Raw genomic sequence first — 17396 nt, forward strand, 5'->3', positions numbered from 1 at the left:
CTTCGTGGGCTGCAGTCTCCGCAGAGATCGCCACGGGTCTCGAACCGGAACGCGTAGCTCTTGATCCCCTACACCACGTCGCGGGACACGGCCTCCTCTGATGGGTGCGAGGTCGATCCTGGAGGGGCGTGGAGGGGGAGTCGGGAGCGGAGTCTGAGAGTGAACCTGTGAGCGGCTCGACGCGCTCCGCACTTCCTGACGGTGAGTCAGCGAAGTCAGCGATGGGTCAGCATGAGCTCTGCCAAAGCCGGGGCAAGCTGATCAAAGATGCGACTGATCGCATGGATGACACCTCGCCGTATGACCTCTGATGCAAAGTTTGGGTGTGCAAATATTGGTGGGCAATTGGGTGCTCGTACTCGCTGGCCCGGCTCGCCGTTCTCGCCCTTGCGGGGGTGGTGTCGGCCTCCCCGGGAGTCTGGTGATCAGGCCCGATTCTGCCGCTCTCACCAACTTGGCCGCGCGCGCCTGCCGAACAGCAGGCTGCGCGGCTCGGGGGGTGGGGTGCCGGGGCGCAGCGGCCAGGCGAGCAGCATGCCGGTCAGGAAGCCGACGATGTGTGCCGCGTACGCCACGGTGCCCGCGTCGGAGACGCCCTCGCCGGACGAGTACACGGCCTGCAGTACGAACCAGAAGCTCAGCACCAGCCAGGCCGGAAGCCGCAGCGGCAGGAAGACCAGGAACGGGACCAGGACCCACACTCTGGCCTTCGGGAACAGCACCAGATACGCGCCCAGCACCCCGGCGATCGCCCCGGACGCGCCGATCAGCGGGTCGCCCGAGTCGGAGTTCGCAAGGGCGAAACCATACGCAGCTGCGTAGCCGCAGGTGACGTAGAAGAGCGCGTAGCGGATGTGGCCCAGGCGGTCCTCGATGTTGTTGCCGAAGATCAGCAGGAAGAGCATGTTGCCGAGCAGGTGCAGCCAGCTGCCGTGCAGGAACATCGACGTGAGGACCGAGAGCTGCGGCGACTTGTCGTAGCTCGGCGGGCCCACCAGACAGCCGGGCCCCTGCGGGCCGATGCCGACCTCGCCCGTGGGCACGATCTGTGGCATCCGCTGGTGGATCAGCTCCTGCGGCACTGCGGCGTAGTGCTCCAGGAACGCCTGCAGATGACACAGCTGCGACAGCTCGCTGTCGCCCGCCACCGACCCGGCGATGCCCGGGGTGAAGAGAAACACGAGGACGTTGGCGGCGATCAGCGCATACGTCACATAGGGCGTGCGACGCGCGGGGTTCACGTCATGGACGGGGATGACCACGAGGAACTAGTGCCCTGGATACACCCCGTGAATCCGTGCTCGCCTGAACGCCCTCGCACTCCCGTCCGTATGTCTCCTCAACCGCCCGCGACGCGACAAAGACGTGAGGACACAGGCGATGAACGACCGAGTTACTCCTCCGATGCATGCCCTGCCCGACGGTGAGGCGGAAATCGCCCTGGTGCTGCACCTCCCCTGGGAGGACGTCGCCGCGCTCGGCCAGGAGGCCGGACGGCTCGCGGCGCGGATGCAGCGGCCGGTGACCCTCGACGAGGCCGTCAGCCACCGGCTGCGGTCCGCCCGGCCGGCGGCTCATGCGAAGCCACCCACCGCGCAGCCGGCGGCCGTCGCCCCCTCGGCCTCGGTGTCCTCTTTGCCGGCGCGGCCGCCGGCCGAGCAGGCGCGGCAGGCCATAGACCGCATCAATGGGAACGCCGGTCACGAATCCGCGTAGGGGCGCCGGCAGGGGTGGGACGCTCCGGTCAGCCGGCGCTCTCGCGTACCGCTGCCACCGCCTTGCGTGCGGCCACCAGCACCGGGTCCCACACGGGTGAGAACGGTGGTGCGTAGCCCAGGTCCAGGGCTGTCATCTGTTCCACGGTCATGCCCGCCGTGAGCGCCACCGCGGCGATGTCGACCCGCTTCGCGGCACCCTCGCGGCCGACGATCTGCACGCCGAGCAGCCGTCCGGTGCGGCGCTCGGCGAGCATCTTCACCGTCATGAGTTCGGCGCCGGGGTAGTAGCCCGCGCGGCTGGTCGACTCGATGGTGACGGTCTCGAACCGCAGGCCCGCCCGGTGCGCGTCCTTCTCGCGCAGCCCGGTACGGGCGATCTCCAGATCGCAGACCTTGCTCACCGCCGTGCCGACGACGCCCGGGAAGGTGGCGTAACCGCCGCCCACGTTGGCGCCGATGACCTGCCCGTGCTTGTTGGCGTGCGTGCCCAGCGCGATGTGCCGTTCGCGCCCCGAGACCAGGTCGAGCACCTCGACGCAGTCGCCGCCGGCCCAGATGTTCTCGTGACCGCGTACCCGCATCGCCAGGTCGGTGAGCAGCCCGCCGTGGTCGCCGAGGGGCAGTCCCGCGGCCTTGGCGAGTGTGGTCTCGGGGCGTACGCCGATGCCGAGCACGACCACGTCCGCCGGGTACTCGGCGTCCTGCGTGGCGACCGCCCGCACCCGCCCGTCCTCCCCGGTGAGGACCTTGGTGACCTCGGCGTCGTCGACCATGGTGATGCCCAGAGCCTCCATGGCCGTGTGCACCAGCCGGCCCATGTCCGGGTCGAGCGTGGACATCGGCTCCTTGCCGCGGTTGACGACCGTCACCTCGTAACCGCGGTTGATCAGGGCCTCGGCCATCTCCACGCCGATGTAGCCCGCCCCGACGACCACCGCACGGCGGCCCTCCGTCGCGGTCAGCGTGTCCAGGAGGGCCTGGCCGTCGTCCAGGGTCTGCACCCCGTGCACGCCGGGGGCGTCGACGCCGGGCAGGTCCGGGCGGATCGGACGGGCGCCGGTCGCGATCACGAGTTTGTCGTACGACGTCCACTCCTCGGCGCCGGATCCGAGGTCCCGGGAGCGGACCCGGCCGCCCGCGACGTCGATCTCCGTGACCTCCGTGCGCATCCGCAGATCGATGTGGCGCTCCCGGTGCTCCTGCGGGGTCCGCGCGATCAGCCGGTCCCGCCCGGGGACGTCGCCGCCCACCCAGTACGGGATGCCGCACGCCGAGTAGGAGGTGAAGTGGCCGCGCTCGAACGCCACGATCTCCAACTCCTCAGGACCTCGCAGCCGGCGCGCCTGCGACGCGGCGGACATCCCCGCCGCGTCACCGCCGATCACGACCAGACGCTCCGTCGTCCTGCCCGTACTGCCCGTACCGCTCGTACGACTCATGCTCATGCGAACACGCTACGGGGAGCTGCCTTTTCAGTCCTGCTCGCCCTCTTCCCGCTGGACGGGCGGGGCCGTGGGCAGGCCGGAGACAGAGGGCGTTCCGGTGGTCGGTGCCGGGCCCGCGACGGCCGGGACCCGGTGCAGCTCCCGCCGGGCACGGACGACGCGCCACCACACGAACACGAGCAGCGCCGCGAGCGCGGCGAACGGCAGCACCGCGCCGAGCGCCACCACGATCCAGCGCAGCATCGTGACGAACGCGTCCCAGCCGCCGGCGAGCGCGTCCAGGAACCCCGGGTCGTCGTCCTTGTCGGTCTTCTTCACCGGCGACTCGGACAGCGACAGGGTGATCTTGGCCAGGCTCGTCCGGTCCTTCAAGGACGCCTGCCGGGCGAGCAGCGATTCCAGGTCGGCCTGACGGCGGCTCAACTCGCCCTCCAGGGTGACCACGTCCGTGAGCTTGGTCGCCTGGTCCATCAGCTCGCGGATGCGGTTCACACTGGCGCGCTGCGACGCGATGCGGCTGTCCACGTCGACGACCTGGTCCGTGACGTCCTGCGCCTTGGCCTCCCGGTCGATGAGCTTGCCCGCCCCCTCCAGGTCGGCGAGGACGTCGCCGTACTTCTCGGCGGGCACCCGCAGCACGACCGTGGTGCTCTCACTGCCCTCCTCGTCCAGGGTGGTGGTCTCGTTGCCGACGTAGCCGCCCGCGTTCTCGATGGTGGTGCGGGCCTGGTCCAGCGCCTTGGGCACGTCCTTGACCTGCACGGTCAGTGAGGCGGTGCGGATGATGTGGGACGCGGTCAGCTCGGGCGCCGTGGTGGGCTTGGCCGCGCTGCCCTTGCCACCGTCCCCGGCGCCCTCCTGCAGGTCGGCCTTGCTGTCGCCGGCGGCCTCCGCGGCGGCGTCGCTGCTGCTGCCGCCGCTGTCGTTCGCGCCGCTGCAGCCGGTGAGTACGAGGGCCGAGGCGAGGAAGATTCCTGCCAGGACCTGAACGGGTCGTACGGAGTGTCGTATGCGCATGGTGCGGTTTCCCCCCGGGGGTGGTGACCTCTGACGTTCCTTCGACGCCGGACGAGGGTGGAGCGTTGGCCGGTTACGGTCCCGATGCGGTCACGGTCGGGACTCGCGCAGGACACCGGGGGCCGCTGCGACGTTCTTCTACGGGACCCACTCCCGCTCAGTCGCCAGGAACGGTCTGAGAAGGTGGAGGCATGAGCGCAGTGGAAGCCCGCGCGGGTGCGGGGCACGTCGTCGTCATCGGAGCCGGCATCGCCGGTCTCGCCGCCGCCCACCGGCTGCTGGACCGGGGCATGCGGGTGACCGTCCTGGAGGCGTCGGACCGCGTCGGCGGCAAGCTGCTGCCCGGCGAGATCGCGGGCGTGCGGGTCGACCTCGGAGCTGAGTCGATGCTCGCGCGCCGCCCCGAAGCGGTCGCGCTCGCCCGCGAGGTGGGCCTCGCCGACCGCCTCCAGCCGCCCGCCACCGCGAGCGCCTCGCTCTGGACCCGCGGCACGCTGCGCCCCATGCCCAAGGGCCACGTCATGGGCGTGCCCGGCACCGCCTCCGCCCTGTCCGGCGTCCTCTCCGACGAGGGCCTGCGGCGCATCGAGCGCGACGCCGACCTGCCCCGCACGGAGGTCGGCGACGACGTGGCGGTGGGGGAGTACGTGGCGGCACGCCTCGGCCGTGAGGTCGTCGACCGCCTGGTCGAGCCCCTCCTCGGCGGCGTCTACGCGGGCGACGCGTACCGCATCTCGATGCGCGCGGCCGTACCGCAGCTCTTCGAGGCGGCGCACCGGCACGACTCGCTGACGGAGGCGGTCCGCGAGATCCAGGCGCGCGCGGCCGGTGCCCAGCAGACGGGGCCGGTCTTCATGGGCATCGCGGGAGGAGTGGGCCAACTGCCGCTCGCGGTAGCGGAGTCGGTACACGCGCGTGGCGCAGAGATCGTCACGGGTGCCCCGGTGACGGAACTGCGCCGGACCGGGGGTGCCGACTCGCCCACCGGTTGGCGTGTCGTCGCGGCGGACCGCGTCCTGCACACCGACGCCGTCGTCCTCGCCCTGCCCGCCCCGGCAGCGGCCGCCCTGCTGCGTACCGAGGCGCCCGTGGCCGCCGCCGAGCTGGCAGCCGTCGAGTACGCCTCCATGGCGCTGGTCACCCTCGCCTACCGCCGCGGTGAGATCGCCCTCCCCGACGGGAGTGGTTTCCTGGTGCCGCCCGTGGACGGGCACACCATCAAGGCGTCCACCTTCGCCTCCCAGAAGTGGGGCTGGATCGCCGAGGACAACCCCGACCTGCTCGTCCTGCGGACCTCCGTCGGGCGGTACGGCGAGACCGAGGTGCTCGGGCGGGCGGACGCCGACCTCGTGGACGTGTCCCGCCGCGACCTGCGCGAGGCCACCGGCCTGGCCGCCGAGCCCGTCGCGACCCGGGTGACACGATGGGACGACGGACTGCCCCAGTACCCCGTCGGGCACCACGCGCGCGTGGCCCGCGTCCGCGAGCACGTGGGCAAGCTCCCGGGGCTCGCCGTGTGCGGTGCGGCGTACGACGGAGTCGGCATCCCCGCCTGCATCGCGAGCGCGTATGCGGCAGTGGACCAGCTGAGCGGCGACCGCACCGGACTGGACGCGCTGACCGCGCACCCGGTGGAGAGCCTCCACGGCGGCGCGGGAGAATAGCCTCATGAGTGACGACGCCCCCACCACCGGCCCCGCGAAGATCCCGAACATCGGCAAGAAGGCCAAGGACCTCAACGAGGTCATCCGCTACACCCTGTGGTCCGTCTTCAAACTGCGCGACGCGCTCCCCGCGGACCGCGCCGGTTACGCCGACGAGGTCCAGGAGCTCTTCGACCAGCTCGCCGCGAAGGACGTCACCGTCCGCGGCACGTACGACGTGTCGGGGCTGCGCGCCGACGCCGACGTCATGATCTGGTGGCACGCCGAGACCAGCGACCAGCTCCAGGAGGCGTACAACCTCTTCCGGCGCACCAAGCTGGGCCGCGCCCTGGAGCCGGTCTGGTCGAACATGGCGCTGCACCGCCCCGCCGAGTTCAACCGCGCGCACATCCCGGCGTTCCTCGCCGACGAGACGCCGCGCAACTACATCAGCGTCTACCCGTTCGTGCGCTCCTACGACTGGTACCTGCTGCCCGACGAGGACCGCCGCCGCATGCTCGCCGACCACGGCAAGATGGCCCGCGGCTACCCGGACGTGCGCGCCAACACGGTCGCCTCGTTCTCGCTGGGCGACTACGAGTGGATCCTGGCCTTCGAGGCCGACGAGCTGTACCGCATCGTCGACCTCATGCGCCACCTGCGCGCCTCCGAGGCCCGCATGCACGTCCGCGAGGAGGTCCCGTTCTACACGGGCCGCCGCAAGGACATCACCGAGCTGGTCGCGGGCCTCGCCTGATCAGGCCTTCGCGGCGGGCCGGGCGGTCTACGAGGCCTTCGGGTGTCTCAGGGCCTTCAGGGCCTTCAGGTCCTTCGAGGTCGCCGAAGGACCGCCCGGCGCCACCGGCTTGGGCTCCGCGTGCGGCGCGCACCCGGAACTCCGCTTCGGGAGCCGGCCCTCCAGCAGATACGCGTCCAGGTGGCCGTTGACGCACTTGTTGGGCCCGCCGCCGATCCCATGCATCCCGGCTCCGTTCTCGGTCACCAGGACCGAGCCGGACAGCCGCCGCCGCAACTCCACCGCCCCCTCGTACGGCGTCGCCGCGTCCCGCTCGGCCGCCAGGATCAAGGTCGGCGGCAGCTCCCCGGGCAGCGTCCGCACATTGAGCGGCTTCTGCCGCGGCACGGACCAGTACGCGCACGGCAGGTTCATCCACGCGTTGTCCCAGGTCTCGAACGGCGCCACGCGCGCGAGACGCGTGTTGTCGCGGTCCCAGGTGCGCCAGTCCGTCGGCCAGGACGCGTCGTTGCACTCGATGGCCGTGTAGACCGCGTTGCCGTTCTCCTGCTCGACGGACGCCTCCGGGTGCGGCCCGGCCTGCTGGATCAGCGGCTTCGGGTCGCCCTTCAGATAGGCGGACAGCGCCATGGCGCGCTGCGGCCAGTAGTCGTCGTAGTACCCGGCCTGCAGGAACGCGCCCTGAAGCTGCCCGGGCCCGACCTTGCCGCCCGCGGGCGAGGCGGCGAGCCGCGCCCGCGCCTTCTCGTAGCTGCGCATCACCTCTCCGGGCGTGGCGCCGAGTCTGTACACCTTGTCGTGCCGGGCGACCCACGCGCGGAAGTCGGCCCACCGGCGCTCGAAAGCGGCCGACTGGTCGAGGTTGTTCTCGTACCAGATCTGCTCGGGGTCGGGGTTCACCGCCGAGTCGAAGACCATCCGGCGTACGTGGGAGGGGAAGAGCGTCGCGTAGAGCGCACCGAAGTACGTGCCGTACGAAGCCCCCATGAAGGTCAGTTTCGGCTCGCGGAGCGCGGCGCGCAGCACATCCAGGTCGCGGGCGTTGTTGAGCGAGGTGTAGTGCTGGATGGCTTCACCGGAGCGCTTGAGGCAGCCGCGTGCGTACGCCTTCGCCTCAGCGATGCGCTGCCTTTTGTACGTCTCCGAGGGGTGCGTCGGTGCCTGGGAGGGCGCCTTCACGAAGTGCTTGGGGTCCTGGCAGGACAGCGGGGCCGACTTGCCCACGCCGCGCGGGGCGTAACCGACGAGGTCGTACGCCGCCGCGATGCGCTTCCACGCGGGCAGGGAACCGACCAGCGGGAAGTACATGCCGGAGGCACCCGGGCCGCCGGGGTTGTAGACCAGGGCGCCCTGGCGCGGCACCTTGTGCTTCGCGTTCCGCGCGTCCTTGCCGGTGGCCTTGGCGCGGCTGACGGTCAGTTTGATCTGCTTGCCGTCGGGGCGCGCGTAGTCGAGCGGCACGGTGACCGTGCCGCACTGGAAGCCGGCCGGGAGGTCCTGCTCCTTCTCGCACGAACCGAAGCGGATGCCGGCGTCCGCGGCGCGCGCGGCGGCGACGGCGGTGCCCTGTGTTTCGGCCGACAGCATGCGGATGGCGGGGTCCGGCCTGGCCGGGGCGCCGCCCGCGGGGATGGCGGCGAGGGCGCTCAGGACCAAGGACCCGGCGGTTCCATAAAGGACGGCAGCTCTCATCGCGTAATCCCTTCAGCGCACGGCAGCGACAAAGGGGATGTTTCGTTCGGCGGTGGGTGAAGTAAAGCACCGGGTGCCGGTGTCGGCGCCATTGACCCCGATGCGCCCCCTCGGGCGCCGGTCAGCCCCTTCTTCCGGGCGTCCGGTCGCGGTGCGCGAAGGCCGCGCGCAGGTCCGGCTCGCCGACCGCGCGGATGCCGCGTACGGCGACCGAGGTGAGGTACGTACGGTCGTCGGCGGCGAGGTCGGTGCGCCGGCTGAGGGTGCCGAGCAGCCGCTGCCCGGCCGGGGAGGCCCAGCGCGTGTAGGGGTGGACCTCGATGCGGGCGATGGCGAGACAGCTCAGGGTGAGGATGAGCGGGAGCGCGAACCAGATCGCGACCGGCACATCGCTCTCGGTGGTCTGAGAGGGCATCAGCAGGGCGACGGCGGCGAGCGCGAAGACGGCCGCGGCGGCGGCCTGGACCTGGCGGACGGCGCCCGCGACGGTGGTGCGGGCGCCGTCGGGCACGGCGAGGCCCGCGGCCACCAGACGGTCGCCGAGACCGCGTACGGAGTCCGCGGTGGCTGCCGTCGCCCGCACGGGCGCTATCCGGGACTGCCCCTCCGGTCCTATGGCTCCTATCACCGAGCGCTCCATCTCGTCGCGCCCGCGCGGATCCACGACGGTCGCCCAGCCGGTGTGCGCGAGCAGCAGACGGCGCTGACGGGCCATCGACACCAGGGTCAGCTCGGCGACCCGGGCGGGGCCGCCGGACAGGAACGCCGCCTCGTACAGCGTGAGGTGGTGTCCGCGCGCCGCGTCCGCGTCGACGGCCGCCGCACGCATGGCGGCCAGGCACAGCCGAGTACAGGAGAGGCCGGCCGCGGCCCAGGCCAGGAGCAGGAGAAGGACCCAGAACATGGCGTGTTTCTATGTGAAGGCGGCAGGTCGGCGCCACGGCTTATCCACCTTGTGGACGGAGCGTTGTCGGTCTGTGACGTTCCGGCTGTGGCGTTGCGGGTGTGACGTTCCGGCTGTTGCGTCAAGGCTGTGGCGTTCAGGCTTTCCCTCAGGGTGCGGAGCTGAGGGGGCGGGACGCGGCCGACGGGAGGGGGTAGGTCCCCGACGGGGTCACGGGGACGGCGGTGCCCGGGGATCGCGTGGGACCCGGTGGCGCCGGGGAGTTGGTGAGCGGAGGCGGGCTCGCGGTCGCGGCATCCTGGGCGAGGGCGTCGAAGTCGACGTACCCGGTGGCTTCGAGGACCTTGATGTGGTCCAGCACGGTGGTGTTCGCGTCGTCGGCCAGGTCGCGTACGAGGGAGTTGCGGGTGTTCGCGCGGACCTGGGCGACGACCGAGAAGACCTTGCCGTGGGCCCTGCGGAGGATGTTCGCGAACTCGCGGTCGTAGGTCACGCCGTGCGCCGCGCCGAGCGTGTCCAGCCACGCGCGTTGCTGCGAGTTGGGCTGGTTCGGCAGTTCGAGGCCGAGCCGTGCGGCGACGTTCCGGACGCGGGTGTCCAGGAAGGTATGGCCCTCGATGAGATGCGCGCCGGCCGTCCGTACGGCCTGCGTGGTGCCGCGCTCCTCGGCCTGTTGGCCCGCGGGCAGCTCCCACAGCCCGGCCAGCCGGACCTTGGTGATGAACTCCCGGTCCAGCGCCGACAGCGGACCGAACTGTGTCGACACGGACTGGGCGTTCAGGGTGTCCAGGCCGGTGCCGGAGCGGTCCGCGTACGACCAGATCGGAAAGACCAGCGCGACGAGGGTCGCCGTGAGGCCCGCGATGATCAGTCCTGTTCCACTGACCAATCCGGTGCGGTTGATGGATCGCATGGTGCCTCCTGTTGCGGCACCGCACGCTAGTGCGCTTTGCGTGCGGGTTGGCATATTACTGCGGGCGCTACGCCAACTGCCGTACAGGAAGAAAGGGTTGAGGAGCGGGAGGAATGGTGTCGGATGGGGTACGCCGGACGTAGGTCAGACCGCCCGAAATCCTCCGGAAGGGGATGTGTGATCCGGTCGGCCGGGGTGCGGTGTTAACCCCGGCACACTCTGCGGGGCGGGCCGCTGCGGTGCGCGTAGGAGGGCCGGTTTCGGCTGAGGCCGACTGCCTGCTGACCGCCTGCCGGGCGTCAGCGGCGCAGCAGGGCCCGGCGGGTGGCGCGGGCCAGGCGGGCCGTGGGGCGCTGGGACAGGGGAGCCGGGCCGGATCGCTCCAGCCACCAGTCGCGCAGTCGGCGCCGGGTCTCCGCGTCGTCGGGTCGCCCGGCGAGCAGGAGGTGTTCGGCGAAGTCCAGCGCGTCGCGCCGGTAGCCGCCGGTCATGGGATGCCCTTGCGCATACGTGAGGAACGCCGGCCGGTAGGTGTCCCCGAGGATCTCCGGCAACTCCGCCGCCACCTTCGCGACGACATCCGCCCGCTTGGCGGCGAGCGCCCGCGCCTGCACGCCCAGCCGCACCCGGTCGAACCCCTCGGGGACAGGGGTTCCCGCGACGAGCGCGGAGAGCAGCGCGGTTTGCGAGAGGGCGAGGCGCTGGCGGGTGGTGTCGTCCGCGGTGCTGTCGGTTTCTGTGGTGCTGTCGGCTTCCGTGGTGCTGTGCCCGGCTTCCGCGGTGGCGTCGGCTTCTGTGGCGGGATCGGCGTCTGTGGCGGTCGTGGCGTCGCCGGACACGGCGACCGTCGCCGCCCTGCCGTCCCGTGCCTTCTCGAGCGTCCCCCGGATCGCCCCCAACTCCCGCTCCAGCTCACCCGGCTCCGGGAAGTTCTCGTCCCGTTCGAGGAGAACTCCCGGCGGGGTCACGCGGGAGGCGAGGTCGGCCAGGATGTCGAGGACCGGCCGGGGGACGGGATGGGCGTGGCTGTCGTGCCAGACGCCGTCCCGTTCGAAGCCGCCGGCGACATGGACGTAGGCGATCGCCTCGACGGGAAGTTCGTCGAGGGCCTTGGCGGGGTCCTCGCCGCGGTTGACGTGGTTGGTGTGGAGGTTGGCGACATCGATGAGGAGGCGTACGCCGGTGCGGTCGACCAGGTCGTAGAGGAACTGCCCCTCGGTCATCTCCTCGCCCGGCCAGGAGATCAGCGCGGCGATGTTCTCCACGGCGAGCGGAACGGGGAGCGCGGCCTGTGCGATACGGATGTTCTCGCACAGCACGTCCAGCGCGTCCCGGGTGCGCGGTACCGGCAGCAGGTGCCCGGCCTCCAGCCGCTCGGACGCGGTGAGGGCGCCCCCGGCCCGTACGAAGGCGATGTGCTCCGTGACGAGCGGGGAGCCCAGCGCCTCGGCTCGCTCGGCGAGGGCGGTGAGGCGGGCCTCGTCGGGCCGGTCCGCGTCACCGAGGCCGAGCGAGACCCCGTGCGGCACCACAGTGACCCCGCGCTCGCGCAGCCGCAGCAGCGACTCGGGAAGATGACCGGGGCACAGGTTCTCCGCCACGGCTTCGACCCAGTCGATGCCGGGCATGCGCTCCACGGCCTCGGCGATCTCCGGCCGCCACCCGATTCCCGTACCCAGCCGCCTCGGCTGCTTCATGTCCCCTCCTCCGTCCCCGACCGACCCCGGACGCTGCCTGTTCTCTCCCTACGACTACGACGGACTTGTGGTCCGGCGTGACGGAGTCATGGCCCCGGTGGCCGGGGCCGAACCCACCGGGGCGGACCTTCAGAGCAACATTTGAGGTTCCCGTCCCGGGCGCAACGCCGCTCCTACTGCAGCAGGTTGTTCGGGTCCGAGGGCTCCGGCCGGGCGGTGTTGACGTTGCCCGGTGCCGCCGGTGACGGGCTCGACGTGGCGGTGACGCCATCGCCCGGCTGCACGGGCGGCGCGGAGCCCGGCGACACCCCGGCGGCCGGCGGCGGGGGGCCGGTGGGGCTGGCGGTCGAACCGGCCGCCGTGTCGTTGGCGATGGCGTCGAAGTCGACGTTCCCGGTCTTCTCCAGCACCGTGATGTGGTCGAGCACGGTCTGGTTGGTGTCCGTGGCCAGCTGCCGGACCAGCGAGTTGCGCGTGCTGTTCCGCACCGCTCCGATCGCCGGGAAGATCTTGCCGTGCGCGGACCGCAGCAGGTTCGCGAACTTCTGCTCGTACTCCTTGCCCGAGGCCGCGGTCAGCTCCTGCAACCAGCCCTGCTGCTGTTCGTTCGGCTGGTTCGGAAGCTCGACACCGAGCTGGGCCGCGACGATGCGCACCCGCTTGTCGAGGTCGGTGTGGCCGACGATCAGGTGATCGCCCGCCTCCTTGATCGCCGCGGTGGGGGCCCGCTCGATCGCCTGCTGCCCGGCCGGCAGCTCCCAGAGTCCCGCCAGGCGCACACGGACGATCAGGTCGCGGTCAGCGGCGGACAAGGGCCCCCACTGTGTGTTCACCGTCCCGGCCGCCAGATTTGACACGCCAGTGCCCGAGCGGTCGGCGTACGACCACACGGGGAACGCGAGCGCCCCGACTGTGGCGACGAGTGCCGCTATGACGAGGGCCGAACCATTGATACGCCGCAAAATAAGCCTCCCGGGGGGAAACCAACTGGTCGTTGGAAACCTGTACTTGGCCAGCGACTGAAGATACGGAAGGGGCGGCCGGGATGTTCAAACGGGACCGCCGGTTGTTCAAACCTGTCGGCTCGACCATTCCCACCCGGCGGCTCGACAGTGGTCACCGCTCCGGCGTGCGCCCCAGCAGCCGTAGCATCTCGTCCAGCGGGCCCGCCCCACTATGGGCACGTCCAGCGGCGGCGCGAACGCGAACCCGGGCCCGCGCCTCGCCGGATCCGTCGGTACCCAAGCGACACGTCGTCTCCGCCCGGGCGTCGGTCCGATGGTCACCCATCAGGCAGGATGGGCGCCATGACCGAGATCCGTACCCCCCGCCTCCTCCTGCGCCGCTGGCACGACGACGACCTTGCCCCTCTGGCGGACATCAATGCGGACCCCCAGGTCATGCACTGGATCGACGACGGCTCGGTCCGAGACGTGGACCAGACGGCGGAGGACATCGAACGATGGGAGGAGGAATGGGACGAGGAGGGCTTCGGCCTCTTCGCCGTCGAACTGCTGGCCTCCGGCGAACTGGCCGGCTTCGCGGGCCTGTCCGTGCCCGAGTTCCTGCCGGAGGTGCTGCCCGCCGTGGCGATCAGCTGGCGCCTCGGCTCACAGTTCTGGGGCCAGGGATACGCGTCCGAAGCCGCCCATGCCACGCTGGAGTTCGCACTCCAGGACCGCGGCCTCGACCGCGTCATCAGCATCAACCGAGTGGGCAACGACGCCTCCGAGAACGTCATCCGCAAGCTCGGCATGAAGCCGGAACGCGAGACCGAGCACCCGGTGTACGGCTTTCCGCTGCACGTTCACGCCATCGACCTCACCGAGTTCCATGCGTGAACAGAACAGGCCGACGGGCCATCGAGGACACCTACTGACCTAAATGCCCCCTACGGTCGGCCCATGACCACTTCGCATGACAACCCAGCCCCGTTCCTCCGAGGTGAGCGCGGTGAACTGCTGCGGGCACTCGCGGAGCAGCGGGAGTTGCTGCTGATCACAGTCCGCGGCATCACCGACGCTCAGGCCGCACAGCGCACGACCGTGAGCGCCCTCACCCTGGGCGGGATCGTCAAGCACATCACCCGCGGTGAGCAGGTGTGGATGCAGATCATGGTCAAGGGGGACGGAGAGCTGCCGGAAGGCATGCTCGACATGGGGCAATACAGCATGGCCGACGGCGAAACACTCACGGGACTGCTGAACCAGTACGAGGCGGCGGCGCGGACGACCGAGGAGGCCGTGGCGGTACTTCCGGACCTGGACCGGAGCGTGCCCCTCCCCAGGACTCCATGGTCCCCGCCGGAGACCGTCCACTGGTCTGCGCGCCGGGTCCTCCTGCACCTGATCAGGGAGACGGCCCAGCACGCCGGGCATGCGGACATCATCCGGGAAGCGCTCGACGGAGCGAGCACCACCGCTCAACGGTGATCGCGCCAGGGGGCTGAGGCGTCCGTACGCCCCTCAGCGCAGCGCCGGATGGTCCGCGACCACCGTGCACGACCCCGGTGCGACCTCCGTGAAGCCCGCGTCGCGGACCAACGGCAGGCCGCTCGTGGTGAGTTCACGCCAGAGGGCCGGGGCCGCGGTGCGGACGGCCAGCGGGAAACCGGCGTCGCGCCAGGCTGCCCGCTCCTCGTCCGACAGCTCCCACCAGGCCAGTTGGGCGCCGTGCCCCGCCTGGGCCATCGTCTTGCCGGCCGACATGTGGACGTCGGGGTTGAGCCACAGCACCGGCGCCACAGGATCGGCGTCCACCGGCGGCTCCGGGTCGTCGAGGTCCGTGCCGGAGACCTGGAGCCGGGCGAGGTCCTTCGGCCAGCCGTCCAGCGGGACCGGCGGGAAGACGCGCACCTCTGCGGACTTCCCGGTCACCGTGATCCCGGGCAGTGCCTCGGCCCGCCGCCACTCGGCGCCGCGCGCCCGTCGGACGACCTTGCGGATCCGGGCGTCCTGCCAGTCCCGCATCGCCTGCGCCCACTCGCCGTCGGCCAGGGACCGCTCGTCGCTGAGGATCGTCAACACGGCGCGGGCCGCGGTCTCCAGCGCGTCCGTACGCGCCGGGGGATCGGCCTTCTCGATCCGTGCGACCAGCGGCAGCACGAACTGCGGTGCCTCGTCGCGCGAGGTGCGCTCGGAACGGAAGGGGCTGTCGTCGGCCGGGGTCAGGTCACTGCTCACGCCCTCCAGTGTGCCAGGCGGAAGATCGGTTCTTCGGCGGCGGAGAATCGGTTCTTGGGCGGCGGAAGATCCATTTCTCGGCGAGCGCCGGTGCACCCGCGCGAGGATGACCCCCATGCTCCCCGTTCCCGCGCCGCCGCTGCCGCCGCGTTGCTCACGGCAGGCGCGCTCACCGCACGTCGGTCAGCCTGAACAAGCGGTCCGCTGGGCCTCCTGCCATTCGCAGACGGGGCACAGCGTCATTCCCTTGTACGACTCCGGGTACTCCGTCGGCTTTTGGCACAGCACGCACTCGGCGAACGGCGGCCCGTCCGCGGTGGGGGTGGCCGGGGCCGCGGGGGTGTCGCAGTAGGTGTCGGAGGTGTCGGGGGTGTCGGTCATGTTCCCAGCGTAGGCCGGGTCGGACGGCTGCCTACTACGGGTGCTCGCCCCTCGCCCCCGCCCTGATCAGCTCGGACACCTTCACAAAGCGGAAACCTTTCTTTCGTAGCTCGGGCACGATCGTGCGCAGGGCCTGCTCGGTCGCCGGAGCCGCACTGCGCGTGCAGTGCATGACGACGACGGAACCGGGCCGTACGCCGTCCAGCACCTGCTGGGCCACCGCGTCCGCGTCCGTGGCGAAGGCGTCCCCGCTGACCACGTCCCATTGCACGGCGGTCACCCCGGCCGCGCTCAGTGTCCGCAGGGCCCGCTGGTCGTAGCACCCGCCCGGGAAACGGAAGTACGGCATCGCACGGGGCACCCCCGCCCTCCTGAAGGCGGCGTACGCCCGCTCCACGTCCGTCCGCATCTCGTCCGCGGGCACGGTCGGCAGCCCGTAGCAGTCCTCGGTGAAGGCGTAATGGCTGTACGAGTGGTTGGCGACCTCGAAGAGCGGGTCCTGCCCGATCGACCTGGCCTCCTGCGGGTACTCGTCGGCCCACCGCCCCGTCATGAACACCGTGGCCGGCACCTTGAACGCACGCAGCGTGGCGATGAGCCGCGGATTGTCGAAGTGCTCACCGCCCGCCGCCCGTTCCCCCTGATCCGCGGTCATGTCCGCGTCGAAGGTCAGTGCCACGGTCTTGTCCCGCGTCCGCGGGCCGTTCTCGAAGACGGGGGTAAGGCCGGCCGGACCCGGGGCCAGCGTGGGCGGTAGGGAGGGCGCGGCGCTGGTGCGGACGGGAACGGGGTTTCCCTGGTGGGGGGCAGGCGGGGTGCCGGGAGCGCCGCAGGCGGCGAGTGCTGCGCCGAGGGCACCCAACGCGCACGTTGCGGCAAATCGGCGTACTGAAATGATCACCGGATGAAGATATCCGGGTAAGTCTGATTATTTGCCTATTGCGGAGGTGTGCCGGACAGGGTGCGCCCCGGAAGTCACCCGGGCGGAGCTCCCCCTTGCGCAGAGGAAGGAGTGCTTGAGCTCCTCGGGGGTCGGGGTCCTGAAGGCCCGGATGTGGCAGCCGGAGGGGTTGTCGCGCGGACCGGCGGGGGTGCCGGCGGCTCGGGCGGTAGGGGTGCCGGCGGCTCGACCGATGGGGGTGTCGACGGCTCGGCCGGTGGTGGCCCCGGCTGGGCCTGCGCCCGCTCCAGGAACCGCAGCAGCTCCACCGGGAAGGGCAGTACGAGCGTCGAGTTCTTCTCCGCCGCGACCGCCACCACCGTCTGCAGCAGCCTCAGTTGGAGCGCGGCGGGCTGATCGGACATCACCCCGGCGGCCTCGGCCAGCTTCTTCGACGCCTGGAGCTCCGCGTCGGCGTTGATGATGCGGGCCCGTCGCTCACGGTCGGCCTCCGCCTGCCGGGCCATCGACCGTTTCATCGTCTCCGGCAGCGACACGTCCTTGATCTCCACACGGTCGATCTGCACACCCCAGCCCATGGCCGGACTGTCGATCATCAGCTCCAGGCCCTGGTTGAGCTTCTCGCGGTTGGAGAGCAGATCGTCGAGGTCGCTCTTGCCGATGATCGACCGCAGCGAGGTCTGCGCCATCTGCGAGACCGCGAAGCGGTAGTCCTCGACCTGGATGACCGCGTCGGCCGCGTCCACCACCTTGAAGTAGATGACCGCGTCGACCCGGACCGTGACGTTGTCCCGGGTGATGCCGTCCTGTGCGGGCACGGGCATCGTGACGATCTGCATGTTGACCTTGCGCAGTTTGTCCACGCCCGGGACGATCATGGTGAACCCTGGGGCGCGCACGGCACCCCGTAGTCGGCCGAGTCGCAGGACCACGCCCCGCTCGTACTGCTTGACCACCCGGGCCGCAGCCACGAGGTACACGAACCCCGCCGAACCGACCGCCACACCCGCGACCAGGAGCTCCTCGAGCATGACGACCCCCTTCCGAGCCCCCCATTATGCCTAATATGTCTACTTTACGTCGTAGGGCTGGGCCCGCCGCGCGGCGAGCCCAGCCCCGTCCGACTCCACCTGGGATCAGTCTGGG

The 17396-nt window shown here is 71.0% G+C and carries 17 protein-coding genes; 5 read left to right on the forward strand and 12 right to left on the reverse strand.

The features are described 5' to 3' along the window. Positions 1-446: 446 nt before the first annotated feature. Complete coding sequence (locus AB0D57_RS41735) at positions 447-1262, reverse strand: rhomboid family intramembrane serine protease (protein ID WP_362086361.1); 816 nt, start codon at positions 1260-1262, stop codon at positions 447-449. A 118-nt stretch (positions 1263-1380) separates the two neighbouring features. Between AB0D57_RS41735 and AB0D57_RS41740 the strand changes: the two genes are divergently transcribed. Beyond that, on the forward strand, positions 1381-1716 hold the full coding sequence (locus AB0D57_RS41740) for a hypothetical protein (RefSeq protein WP_362086364.1): 336 nt from the start codon (positions 1381-1383) through the stop codon (positions 1714-1716). A gap of 28 nt (positions 1717-1744) precedes the next feature. Here AB0D57_RS41740 and AB0D57_RS41745 read toward each other — a convergent pair whose 3' ends face one another. Together AB0D57_RS41745 and AB0D57_RS41750 are read right to left on the reverse strand one after the other, a co-directional pair. Then, complete coding sequence (locus AB0D57_RS41745) at positions 1745-3163, reverse strand: FAD-dependent oxidoreductase (RefSeq protein ID WP_362086367.1); 1419 nt, start codon at positions 3161-3163, stop codon at positions 1745-1747. A 27-nt stretch (positions 3164-3190) separates the two neighbouring features. Further along, positions 3191-4180, reverse strand: coding sequence for a DUF4349 domain-containing protein (locus AB0D57_RS41750; RefSeq protein ID WP_362086370.1), 990 nt, complete (start codon positions 4178-4180; stop codon positions 3191-3193). Positions 4181-4371: 191 nt separating this feature from the next. Here AB0D57_RS41750 and hemG point away from each other — a divergent pair, with 191 nt between their 5' ends. Both hemG and hemQ read left to right on the forward strand, forming a co-directional pair. Beyond that, positions 4372-5844: a protoporphyrinogen oxidase gene (gene hemG, locus AB0D57_RS41755; RefSeq protein WP_362086373.1), complete on the forward strand. Its 1473-nt coding sequence runs from the start codon at positions 4372-4374 to the stop codon at positions 5842-5844. A 4-nt stretch (positions 5845-5848) separates the two neighbouring features. Continuing rightward, positions 5849-6580: a hydrogen peroxide-dependent heme synthase gene (gene hemQ, locus AB0D57_RS41760; RefSeq protein ID WP_362086377.1), complete on the forward strand. Its 732-nt coding sequence runs from the start codon at positions 5849-5851 to the stop codon at positions 6578-6580. A 27-nt stretch (positions 6581-6607) separates the two neighbouring features. Here hemQ and AB0D57_RS41765 read toward each other — a convergent pair whose 3' ends face one another. From AB0D57_RS41765 to AB0D57_RS41785, 5 genes are all read right to left on the reverse strand, one after another. Further along, positions 6608-8272, reverse strand: a complete 1665-nt coding sequence (locus AB0D57_RS41765; RefSeq protein WP_362086380.1) for an alpha/beta hydrolase — start codon at positions 8270-8272, stop codon at positions 6608-6610. A gap of 121 nt (positions 8273-8393) precedes the next feature. Continuing rightward, positions 8394-9176, reverse strand: a complete 783-nt coding sequence (locus tag AB0D57_RS41770) for a TIGR04222 domain-containing membrane protein (protein ID WP_362086383.1) — start codon at positions 9174-9176, stop codon at positions 8394-8396. Positions 9177-9324: 148 nt separating this feature from the next. Further along, entirely contained in the window at positions 9325-10089 is a 765-nt protein-coding gene (locus AB0D57_RS41775) for a DUF4142 domain-containing protein (RefSeq protein WP_362086386.1), read from the reverse strand. 299 nt (positions 10090-10388) lie between these two features. Next, positions 10389-11786, reverse strand: coding sequence for a DUF692 domain-containing protein (locus AB0D57_RS41780; protein WP_362086389.1), 1398 nt, complete (start codon positions 11784-11786; stop codon positions 10389-10391). Positions 11787-11959: 173 nt separating this feature from the next. Then, on the reverse strand, positions 11960-12748 hold the full coding sequence (locus AB0D57_RS41785) for a DUF4142 domain-containing protein (protein WP_362086392.1): 789 nt from the start codon (positions 12746-12748) through the stop codon (positions 11960-11962). Between the two features lie 345 nt (positions 12749-13093). Between AB0D57_RS41785 and AB0D57_RS41790 the strand changes: the two genes are divergently transcribed. Next, the gene (locus AB0D57_RS41790) at positions 13094-13627 is read left to right on the forward strand and encodes a GNAT family N-acetyltransferase (protein WP_362086395.1); all 534 of its coding nucleotides are present in this window, start codon (positions 13094-13096) and stop codon (positions 13625-13627) included. Between the two features lie 63 nt (positions 13628-13690). After that, positions 13691-14218, forward strand: coding sequence for a DinB family protein (locus AB0D57_RS41795; protein ID WP_362086398.1), 528 nt, complete (start codon positions 13691-13693; stop codon positions 14216-14218). Between the two features lie 33 nt (positions 14219-14251). Here the strand turns inward: AB0D57_RS41795 and AB0D57_RS41800 are convergent, their stop codons facing one another. The 4 genes from AB0D57_RS41800 to AB0D57_RS41815 all read right to left on the reverse strand — a co-directional run bounded on the left by AB0D57_RS41800 (position 14252) and on the right by AB0D57_RS41815 (position 17281). Next, on the reverse strand, positions 14252-14968 hold the full coding sequence (locus AB0D57_RS41800; RefSeq protein ID WP_362086401.1) for an aminoacyl-tRNA hydrolase: 717 nt from the start codon (positions 14966-14968) through the stop codon (positions 14252-14254). A 183-nt stretch (positions 14969-15151) separates the two neighbouring features. Beyond that, entirely contained in the window at positions 15152-15349 is a 198-nt protein-coding gene (locus AB0D57_RS41805; protein WP_362086404.1) for a hypothetical protein, read from the reverse strand. Between the two features lie 34 nt (positions 15350-15383). Next, the gene (locus tag AB0D57_RS41810) at positions 15384-16250 is read right to left on the reverse strand and encodes a polysaccharide deacetylase family protein (RefSeq protein WP_362086407.1); all 867 of its coding nucleotides are present in this window, start codon (positions 16248-16250) and stop codon (positions 15384-15386) included. 74 nt (positions 16251-16324) lie between these two features. Continuing rightward, entirely contained in the window at positions 16325-17281 is a 957-nt protein-coding gene (locus AB0D57_RS41815) for a slipin family protein (RefSeq protein ID WP_362086410.1), read from the reverse strand. Positions 17282-17396: the final 115 nt, after the last annotated feature.

Origin of the sequence: Streptomyces sp. NPDC048275, assembly GCF_040652275.1 — a bacterium.
GTDB lineage: Bacteria > Actinomycetota > Actinomycetes > Streptomycetales > Streptomycetaceae > Streptomyces.